1 tRNA gene is annotated in these 340 nt (G+C 50.0%); it reads left to right on the forward strand.

Annotated features, from left to right (window positions below):
- Positions 1-52: 52 nt before the first annotated feature.
- Positions 53-126, forward strand: a tRNA-Ile gene (locus AB2U10_RS19205).
- Positions 127-340: the final 214 nt, after the last annotated feature.

The raw sequence follows: 340 nt of genomic DNA on the forward strand, positions 1-340 counted from the left end.
GGTTATTGAAAGATCGAAAAGGTGTAGTGAGCCGGAAGGCTCGGGAGAAAAGGGGCTTGTAGCTCAGGTGGTTAGAGCGTTACACTGATAATGTAAAGGTCCCTGGTTCGAGTCCAGGCAGGCCCACTAAAACTTACAGATGAGGTTGAATGGACGAGAAGTTTACCCCGAGCGAAGTCGAGGGGAGTCCAGGCAGGCCCACAGACACCGAAAAAGATCGACAAAGTAGCAGGCAAGCCTGTTGCAGAACGTACATTGACATAATTGGAAAGACTGAGAAGTAAAGAGAAAGAAGAAAGAGCAAGAGAAGGGCGTACGGGGGATGCCTAGGGTCTCAGAG

Origin of the sequence: Leadbetterella sp. DM7 (assembly GCF_040829825.2) — a bacterium.
Taxonomy (GTDB): domain Bacteria; phylum Bacteroidota; class Bacteroidia; order Cytophagales; family Spirosomataceae; genus Leadbetterella.